The organism is Wocania ichthyoenteri Th78 (genome assembly GCF_000789235.1).
Taxonomy (GTDB): Bacteria; Bacteroidota; Bacteroidia; order Flavobacteriales; family Flavobacteriaceae; genus Wocania_A; species Wocania_A ichthyoenteri.
This window is the reverse complement of sequence record NZ_KN525716.1, coordinates 1242006-1251500: the sequence shown is the minus strand read 5'-3', so window position 1 is coordinate 1251500 and position 9495 is coordinate 1242006. Positions and strand designations below refer to the sequence as shown.

At 33.3% G+C, this 9495-nt stretch carries 6 protein-coding genes and 2 rRNA genes (1 of these 8 cut by a window edge); 6 read left to right on the top strand and 2 right to left on the bottom strand.

Annotated elements, in window-relative coordinates; genetic code table 11:
- Both RG22_RS05445 and rrf read left to right on the top strand, forming a co-directional pair.
- A 23S ribosomal RNA gene (locus tag RG22_RS05445) occupies window positions 1-516 on the top strand (it extends 2306 nt beyond the left edge of the window).
- Between the two features lie 157 nt (window positions 517-673).
- Window positions 674-781, top strand: a 5S ribosomal RNA gene (gene rrf, locus RG22_RS05440).
- 182 nt (window positions 782-963) lie between these two features.
- Here the strand turns inward: rrf and RG22_RS05435 are convergent.
- Together RG22_RS05435 and RG22_RS05430 are read right to left on the bottom strand one after the other, a co-directional pair.
- Window positions 964-2400, bottom strand: coding sequence for an FG-GAP repeat domain-containing protein (locus tag RG22_RS05435; RefSeq protein WP_204244176.1), 1437 nt, complete (start codon window positions 2398-2400; stop codon window positions 964-966).
- 467 nt (window positions 2401-2867) lie between these two features.
- Window positions 2868-3899 carry a LacI family DNA-binding transcriptional regulator gene (locus tag RG22_RS05430; protein ID WP_034041496.1) on the bottom strand — a complete coding sequence of 344 codons (1032 nt, stop codon included), beginning with the start codon at window positions 3897-3899 and terminating at the stop codon, window positions 2868-2870.
- A 171-nt stretch (window positions 3900-4070) separates the two neighbouring features.
- On the opposite strand from RG22_RS05430, the gene RG22_RS05425 reads away from it, so the two are divergent.
- The 4 genes from RG22_RS05425 (at window position 4071) to RG22_RS05410 (ending at window position 9488) form a co-directional block, all read left to right on the top strand.
- Window positions 4071-6698 (top strand): TonB-dependent receptor, encoded by a 2628-nt coding sequence (locus RG22_RS05425; RefSeq protein WP_034041493.1) that lies wholly within the window; start codon window positions 4071-4073, stop codon window positions 6696-6698.
- An 89-nt stretch (window positions 6699-6787) separates the two neighbouring features.
- On the top strand, window positions 6788-7165 hold the full coding sequence (locus RG22_RS05420) for a glutaredoxin family protein (RefSeq protein WP_034041491.1): 378 nt from the start codon (window positions 6788-6790) through the stop codon (window positions 7163-7165).
- Window positions 7166-7172: 7 nt separating this feature from the next.
- Window positions 7173-8522, top strand: coding sequence for an MFS transporter (locus RG22_RS05415; protein WP_034041490.1), 1350 nt, complete (start codon window positions 7173-7175; stop codon window positions 8520-8522).
- A 27-nt stretch (window positions 8523-8549) separates the two neighbouring features.
- Window positions 8550-9488 (top strand): carbohydrate kinase family protein, encoded by a 939-nt coding sequence (locus RG22_RS05410; RefSeq protein ID WP_034041489.1) that lies wholly within the window; start codon window positions 8550-8552, stop codon window positions 9486-9488.
- The last annotated feature ends 7 nt before the right edge of the window (window positions 9489-9495 follow it).

The following is a 9495-nucleotide window of genomic DNA, read 5'->3' as shown; positions in this document are numbered from 1 at the left end:
GGTTGGAAACAAGAGCATAGTGATCCGGTGGTTCCGCATGGAAGGGCCATCGCTCAAAGGATAAAAGGTACGCCGGGGATAACAGGCTGATCTCCCCCAAGAGCTCATATCGACGGGGGGGTTTGGCACCTCGATGTCGGCTCGTCACATCCTGGGGCTGGAGAAGGTCCCAAGGGTTGGGCTGTTCGCCCATTAAAGTGGCACGCGAGCTGGGTTCAGAACGTCGTGAGACAGTTCGGTCTCTATCTACAGTGGGCGTTAGAAATTTGAGTGGATCTGACTCTAGTACGAGAGGACCGAGTTGGACTAACCTCTGGTGTATCAGTTGTCGCGCCAGCGGCATTGCTGAGTAGCTACGTTGGGAAGGGATAAGCGCTGAAAGCATATAAGCGCGAAACCCACCACAAGATGAGATTTCTTTAAAGGGTCGTGGGAGATGACCACGTTGATAGGCTATAGGTGTAAAGGCAGTAATGTCATAGCCAAGTAGTACTAATAACCCATAGGCTTATTGTACGCCTGTTTTTTTATAAAGTTCAATACATATTTATTTATATTTATTATGTGTCTAGTGTCTCTTAGAGACTTTTCAATATGTTAAGATATTTGTTTATCCAAAGTGATAAACGCTGTATGCTAAAGGAGTAACATCCAATAGCGAGCAGCTATAACTTAAGGTGGTTATAGCGATGGGGCTCACCTCTTACCATTCCGAACAGAGAAGTTAAGCCCATTAGCGCCGATGGTACTGCATTTGTGGGAGAGTAGGTCGTTGCCTTTTTTATTCTAAACTTGATTTAGAATTGTAAATCCTCAACATTAATTTGTTGAGGATTTTTTTTGACCTATACTGAAATAGAAAATGATTTAATTTTGAATCTTACAAACCACACAACTATAAAAGAATTTTTTGAAACAAAATTCATATAAAATTTATTGTAAGAATAAGTTGTAATTAAATATTTATTTTTCAAAATTATTTGTAAGAACCAATAATTGAGGAAAATCTGAAACCCCTTTTGAAACTTGTTTGAAGTATTCTCCGAAAGTATGGAAATATGACCCTAAAAAAATATCGATGTCACCATCGTTATCATAATCTGCTGCATCCATAGTTAACCATTTTCCTGATGCTGCTTCTGGAGTAGAATGTGCTGTAAAAGCTAGGTTTCCATTATTTGATAGATATATAAATGATTCTTCGGGGTTATCATCATCATAATAAAATGCAGAGGCTGCAATATCTAAATCTCCATCATTGTCGAAATCTCTGGCTATTGCTTTACTTGCCCCATATAGTGGATAGAAAAATGATTTTTTAAAATTATCATGTCCGTCATTTATATAAATTCTTATTCCATGATAGTTTTTTCTAATTATTGAATAGTCCCAATTGTCGCCATTTGTTAATAGAATATCTTTATATCCGTCATTATTAAAATCAACTAATTCAAAATAGCTAACCCCATAAACTGGCGGGAATTTAAGTACTACTTTTTCTTCGAATTTATTATTTCCTTTGTTATAAAAAATAGATATCTGCTCATTGGCTTGTGCCATTAAAACCATAATATCTGGTTTATCATCATTGTTAAAATCTAAAATTTCAGCTTTTCTTGCTCCGGGAGCATTTTTCAAAACATATTCTTTATTGGGGTCAAAATTATCATACCATAAAAGTTTACCACGATTATGACCAAAACCACAGATGACCACATCTTCTTTATTATCTTCATTTAAATCTGCTGTAGTAAAGTTGACAGGTCTGGGCAGGTTTTGAATACTCATATTATTATAAAGGAAGTTACCTAATTTTTGATCTGAAGGACTAAATTTACCTATGGTTAATATTCTGGGTGTATTATTAGTTGGAAAGTCGATATCGACTGCTGGACTTGGCATTTTCCATGTTTTTGTAACTGCCATTTTATTATCTAAAACATAGATTAAATTGCTTGCATCGCCAACATATAATAGTTTTTTTGACTTATCAAATTTCAACATGGAAGTTCTTGGAAAGCCTTTATTATTAATAAAAATTTTATCAGTTTTAAATAGAGGGAGCTTATTAACTATAGGGTTCTTTAATTTTTTTTTGATGGGTAAACTAGGAGCTTCTTTTTCATAAAATTCAATAATTTTATTCCATTGCTCTTTTGTTATAATGGGTGTTTCGGGGTATATTCCTAATAATTTTACAATGTTTATATCTTCTTTTGGAGTGCCTGCAAACGCATCTACTCCAGGTATTTTAATTCCCATTCGAAGTCCCATATTTGGGAGTACACTATTGATCCAAGTGTTTTTATCAAGTAGTTCTGGTTCAGGGAATACATGGCAAATTTTACAATAAATATTTGCTAATTGTTTTCCAGAAAGCACAGTATCTTGCTTAGACACTGTGCTTTTAGGAATGTATAATTTGGAATTTTTATTTGTATTAAGGGAAATTATATTTATTAATATTACAATGGAAATGAAAAAAATAATATGTGTAGTTTTCAAAAATGTCATTTGTTTTATTAGTTGTTTTTAACATGAACAATGTTATAAAAATAAAGCTAATCAAAATAAGTGACTTTAATACGTTGAACAGAAAATAAAAGCAACTTTTTTTATTTTAATGTACAAGCAATAATAGGTAGTTCTCGTAATTCGGATAAGTTTTTTACTAAAAACTATCTCTATTAGAAGATAGGATAAAAAATCCCATGAACATAAAAAATTGAATTTTTTTTATGACACCTAAGTAGTTTTATTATATCACACTTCTATATAAGTATGTGTATCTGTAAACACATTCTGTATGAATCTTTATTTTATGAATTTATCAACCCAATTTTATATGTGCTTAGATACTTTCTGCTTTAAATTGTTCGAGTAGATTCTCTCTTTATCAATTCTGTTTCAAGCGTAATAATTTTAGGTGCTTTGGGTTTCTTATTTTTGATAGCTTTAATTTCCTTATATAGTTGTTTAAAAGCTGTTTTTCCCATTTTAAAACCAGGTTGATCAATAGTTGTTAATGTTGGAGATATAACAGACGACATGAACCAATTACTAAAGCCTACAACACTAATGTCTTCTGGAATTTTAACACCTTGCTTGTTAAACTCTGTCAATGCTCCAATAGCTACTAAATCGGTGTTTATAAAAACCCCATCTACATCGTTATGATCTTTTAATAATAGCTGTGCATTTTTCTTGCCTTCTTCAAAACTCATGTCTCCACATTCACATATATAAACTAAAGAAGGGTCGTAAGGTAAATTATTATCCAACAATGCTTTTTTATAGCCTAGAAACCTATCTATAGAATTTTGTGGTAAAAGCGCACCTCTAAAATGTGCGATTCGTTTACAGCCTATATCTATTAAATGTTGTGTTGCCGTATAAGCAGCTTTTCTATCATCAATTATAATTTTTGAACATTTAACAATTTTGGCAATCTTATCAAACATGACTAAAGGTTTATCTTGAGCTAAAACTTCATTTAAGTGATTAAAATTTGCCGTTCCATTTGCTAATGAAATTATAATACCATCTACACGTTGGCTTAATAATAAATCAATTTGTTTCTTTTCTAAGTCATAAGATTCATTAGATTGAAGAATGATAACCAAATATCCTTTTTTTTCCGCTTGCGAAATAATACCTTTAATAACGTTTGAAAAAAAGTGATGAACAATAACAGGGATTATTAAACCTATGGTTTTAGATTCTTTAGTTCTTAAATTAACCGCAAAAGTATTAGGCTTATAATTTAATGTTTTTGCCAATTCTTTTACCAAACCTTTAGTTTTTTTGCTTACATCTGGGTAATCTTTTAATGCTTTGGAGACCGTAGTAACAGAAATGTTTAATTGTTCTGCAATTTCTTTTAAGGTTACTGGTTTCATAAAAACAATTAATTTTAGATATAAATATAATAATAAAAAACAAAATCGAAAACGTTTTCGTTTAAATCGAAAACGTTTTCGTTATGAAAAAGTAAAATTGAATAGAGTATAAATATAGATTTGTCAAAAAATTAACTAAATAATTTATCGAATAACTAAAAATTAAGACAAATGAATTCTATTAAAAAAAATGGATTTTTATTGATTATGATGCTTCTGTCAGTTAGTACAGTATTTGCACAATCAATATCAGGAAACATTAAAGATCAAACAGGAATGCCTTTAGGTGGTGTTAATGTTATTTTAGATGGTACATCTAAAGGAGCGGTTACAGATTTTGATGGCAATTATACAATAGAAAATGTAGAAAATGGAACTTACACATTATCTGCAACTTTTTTAGGGTATGCAAAATCTTCACAAAGTGTAACAGTTGAAGATGCTGATGTCACTTTAGATTTTACCATGTCTGAAGATGCACAATCTTTAGATCAAGTTATTGTTACTGGGGTTGTAAATCCTAAATCTAAAATAGAATCGAGTGTATCTGTTTCTACTATGGATGTTAAACTAATTGAACAAGCTTCTCCAAGAAGTGCGGGTGAACTTTTTAGAAATATACCAGGTATTCGTGCAGAATCTTCTGGCGGCGAAGGTAATGCTAACTTTAATGTACGTGGTGTGCCAATTTCTTCTGGTGGATCGAGATATTTTCAAATTCAAGAAGATGGTTTACCATTAAACTTGTTTGGAGACACATCTTTTGGGAACGCCGATAATTTTTTAAGAATTGATTCTAACATTGGTAGAGTTGAAGCCATTAGAGGTGGTTCGGCATCTACACAAACATCAAATGGTCCAGCTGGTATCATTAATATGATTAGCAAAACTGGAGCTACAGAAGGAGGTTCTTTAGCAACAACTTTCGGTTTAGATTATCAAACAAGCAGATTAGATTTTGAATATGGACAACCATTTGAAAATGGGTTATCATACCATATTGGTGGTTTTATTAGAACTGGTGAAGGACCAAGAGAAATAGGTTATCAAGGGAATAAAGGTGGACAATTTAAAGCGAATCTTACCAAAAGATTTGATGCAGGTTACGTACGTGTTTATGCTAAACTATTAAACGACAGATCGGTAATGTATTTGCCAATGCCAATGTTATTAGAAGGAGATAATGCAAATCCAACATTTTCTAACTTACCAGGTTTTGATATTACTAGCGATTCCCCACACTCTGCATATTTACAACAAAGTGCAGGAACAAATCCTTTTGATGGCGGAGGAAGACATGTTAACGATGTTAGAAACGGTAACAACCCTGTATCTAAATCTTTAGGGGCTGAATTTTCTTTCGATTTAGGAGGTGATTGGAAAATAGCAGGTAAAGCACGTTACTCTAGTAATAGCGGAGAATGGGTGTCGCCATTTACAGCTGCTGTGGGAACAGTTTCTGAAATTGAAACAACAGCAAGAGATGCTTCAAATGCTACGGGAACATTGGTTTATTCTGATGGAGATAGAGGAGCTTTTAACCCTTCTAACGGATTGGCTCAAATTATACACATGTTTGATGTTACTGTAGATGATTTAAGCAACTTTTTTAGCGATATGAAAATTTCTAAAAAAATAAGTGATAATGTTGGTGTAACTGCTGGTTTATTTACTGCAACACAAAATACTAAAATAGGATGGCAATGGAGCTCATTTATTTCAGAAGTTAAAGGTGGCGGACAAGCAAGACTAGCGGATTTTGATGGCTTTTCAAGAAACGGTCAATACTCTTATGGTACGCCAGTATGGGGAAATTGCTGTCAACGTAGATATAATACAGTACATAATGTAAACTCTCCTTATGTAGGTGTTGATGCTGACATTTCTGAAAAATTAAACTTCGATGGAAGTATTCGCTTTGAGAATGTTAATGTAAACGGTACCATTGCAAATGGTCCTACAAGTCAAGATGCATACGATTACGATGGTAACGGAACTATTGAAGGTATAGAACAAGTAGTGCCAGTTATTGCAGGAAGTGCAGGGCAAATAGTAAATGACGATTATAACTTTGTGTCTTACTCTGCTGGTTTAAATTATAAATTGGACGAAGGAGCTGCTGTTTTCGCAAGATATAGCTCTGGTGCTTCAGGAAGAGCAGCAGATAGAAATAACTACGGTACAGATGGTAAAGCAGATGTGCAGTACGATGAAGTGTCTCAGTTAGAAGTTGGTTACAAGAAAAGACTTAAAAATGGAGTTCTTAACTTAACAGGATTTATGAGTAATACGGATGAAGGTTTAAGTAACGAGTTAAATAGATCTGTTGGTAATCCATTTAAAGCTTTAGGTTTAGAAGCTGAAACAGCTTTAGCGTTTGGAGATAACTTCTCTTTTAATGGGTCTTTTACTTGGACAAAAGCTGAAATTGACGGTGGTGATAACAAAGGAAACACCCCAAGAAGACAAGCAGATTTAGTTTACAACTTATCGCCATCTTATAATTTTGGTGAAAACAGCCAACATGGTGTTGCTTTAAGTGTTTTAGGCACATCAAAATCTTATGCTCAAGATGATAACGCTTTAGTAATGCCAGCGTATGCTTACTTTAATTTAATTGGAAGAGTTGGCTTAACTGAAGGACTTTCATTAGTATTAAGTGTAAATAACCTTTTTGATACTGTTGGTATAACAGAAGTAGAAGGTAATGGCGATGGTGCTTTTGGTTCAAATCGTTTAGTAAGAGCTAGGTCAATTAGTGGTCGTTCTTCAACATTATCTTTACAATATAAATTTTAAAAAGAAGTTTAGTTTGATTTGAGTTTGTTAATAAAAGAGTTGGAGTTTTATGCTAAGTTCCAACTCTTTTAAATTAAATATTTGTTGTTATGAAGTCTTTAATTTTTTCGATAGTATTTATTATAACCTTAACTCAAGTTAGTTTTGGTCAAGTTTCAGATTCAATATCAAAAACTGTTACTGAGCAAAAAAAATCTGATAAGATAATTGTATATGGTAGCGATACGTGTCACTATTGTATCGATACAAAAGCATATCTAATAGAGAAAAAAATAGATTTTGCGTATTATGATGTAGATGTAAACCTTTTAAAGCAAAGAGAGATGCTAATAAAACTGCAAAAGGCAGGTATTCCAGTTGATAATTTATCATTGCCAGTTGTAGATTTGAATGGTAATGGTAAACTTGTAATGAATGGTTCTAATTTCGAAGATTTTCTTAAAAAATTAGATACTTCTAAAAACTAAATTTAAGATGAAAATTAAGAAACCAAGCTTATCATTTTGGCAAATTTTTAATATGAATGTAGGGTTCTTAGGAATTCAATTCAGTTTTGGTTTGCAACAAACAGCTGTTAACCCAATATTTTCCTTTTTGGGAGCACATCACGAAGATTTGCCATTGTTAAATCTTGCGGGCCCCGTAACCGGTTTAATTATTCAACCCATAATTGGTGCTATTTCAGATAAAACTTGGTCGCCACGTTGGGGAAGACGTAAACCATTCTTCTTAATTGGAGCTATAATAGGCAGTTTGTGTTTGTTTGCATTTCCGTTTAGTCCAGCACTTTGGTTTGCCGTTGGTTTGCTATGGATTCTTGATGTTGGTAATAATATGGCTATGGAACCTTATCGTGCTTTTGTAGGCGATAAATTACCAAACAAGCAGTTAAGTTTTGGGTATCAAATGCAGAGTTTGTTTGTAGGTGCAGGTATTGTTTTAGCGAACGCATCCATTTTTCTTTTTCAGGATTGGTTTGGAGGTGCTGAAACCGTTGAAGCCGTTAGTGGTATCCCTAAATGGTTGTATTATTCATTCTTTATTGGTGCTCTTTTATCTGTTTCTACCATATTGTGGTCGGTATTAAAAACACCTGAAATTCCACCTTCCGATGAGGAATATAATGAAATAAAAAGACACAATGCGTTACCTCTAATAGATAGAATAAAAACCCCGTTTTTAGAAATTGTAGATGCTATAAAAGATATGCCCAAATTTATGTGGAAATTATCTGCCGTTTATCTTTTTCAATGGTATGCCTTATTTGTGTATTGGCAGTTTATTGCGCCTATGTTTAAAGAGAGTATGAATTTTGATGCTTCACAAGCTTTAAGTCAAGCGGCAAAAATGAATACCACATATAATGTTTCAACAATAGTTTTTGCATTGGCACTCGTGCCATTAGCTGTAAAATTCGGAGGCAAAAAAGTATATGTGTTTAGTCTATTTTTAACAGGCATTGCTATGCTTAGTATTCCATATATACAAGATCCCCTTTTGGTTATTTTGCCTATGATTTTATTTGGTATAGGTTGGGCAGCTATGATGGGTATTCCTTATTCTATGGTGTCAAAAATTGTGCCTCAAGAACGCCGTGGTGTTTATATGGGCATATTGAATATGATGATTGTTATTCCAATGGGAATTCAAACGGTAACATTTGGTCCTATTGTAAAGAATCTGTTGAATAATAGTGCGGTTAATGCCATAATATTTGGTGGCGTATTTTTTATCATAGCAGGTGTATTGGGATTACGCCTTAAGCAACCAAAATCTATTGATGAAGATGAAAGAGAAGTCATTCCTAGTGGTGGTGGACATTAATTTATAATTAAGAAAAGAAAAATAGTTTTGAAAAACAATAATAAAGAGATAGACATTCTTTGTGTTGGAGAAGTGCTAGTTGATTTCATAGGACATCAAACAGAAGTGCTTATCAACAATACAAGAGATTATCACAGATACTTGGGAGGTTCTCCGGCCAATGTAGCAATGAATTCAGCCAGATTAGGACTAAAATCTGTTATGGTGGCTACGGTTGGGAAGGATGGCTTTGGAGATTATATTTTTGAAAGATTAGAAGGTGTTGGGGTTATTACAAGCTATATCAAACAGCTTGAAAATAAACCAACAAGTGTTATTTTTGTGTCTAGAACAGAAGGCACCCCAGATTTTATTCCGTTTAGAGAGGCTGATTGTTTTATTACGGGAGATCAAATTTCTAAAGAGTTACTATTAAAAGCCAATATTTTCCATACAACCTGTTTTGCATTAAGCAAACAACCTGCACAATCCACTATTTTAGAAAAAGCCAAGGAAGCATTTAATTTAGGATGCAAATTAAGCATTGATGTAAATTATGCTAAAAAGTTATGGGATAGTCAAGAAGAGGCACTCGACGTTATAAAGGCATATTGTAAATTTAATCCTTTGGTTAAAATTAGTGAAGATGATATGCTCAGGCTTTTTGAACAAAAAATGCCACACGAAGACATATTTAATTTTTTCCATTCAGAAGGTGTTGATACGGTGTGCTTAACTCTGGGAAGCAAAGGTGTTAAGTTATCTCAAAAAGGGAAGAAAATCTTTCAAATGCCTGCTATACAAATTGATGTGGTTCAGGACGCAACAGGAGCAGGAGATGCATTTTGGTCCGGTTTTTTGTTCGCTTATATCAAAGAAAAACCTATTGAAAAATGTTTAGAAGTGGCTTTGCAATTAGCTGCTTTAAAACTTCAAAACGTGGGGAGATTACCAGATAACATTAACATATTATCAGAACTTTTATAACGCTTTT